A 327-nucleotide genomic window follows, 5' to 3' on the forward strand; every position below is an offset into this window, starting at 1 on the left:
TGTTTTATCTATTGTAGTCGCTGGTAATTGACCTACTTGGCTTACATTACCCGCAGCATCAGTTTGTCGAACTTCTACTTGTCCGGCAGTGTATTTTCCTTCAGGTAAGTTAAAACTTGTACTACTGCCTCCTGGCAACCAAGCACCACCATCGGTTCTGTATTCCCATGTAGCACCTGGCTCTAAACCAGTTACATTTACGGTGTCATTAGAAGTAATACCATCTGCAAGACCTGTATCTTCAGCTAGCGTTAATATTGGGGCTGTTGGCGCTGTTGTGTTCACAGTCAATGTTAATGCTGGGCTTGGATCGCTTTCATTACCCGC

The 327-nt window shown here is 44.6% G+C and carries 1 protein-coding gene; it reads right to left on the reverse strand.

The features are described from left to right. The coding region (locus tag EXE10_RS21675; RefSeq protein WP_165383070.1) for a hypothetical protein at window positions 1–327 on the reverse strand (327 nt) is incomplete at both ends.

The sequence above is a fragment of the Acinetobacter sp. WCHAc060033 genome (genome assembly GCF_004209125.1).
Taxonomy (GTDB): Bacteria; Pseudomonadota; Gammaproteobacteria; order Pseudomonadales; family Moraxellaceae; genus Acinetobacter; species Acinetobacter wuhouensis.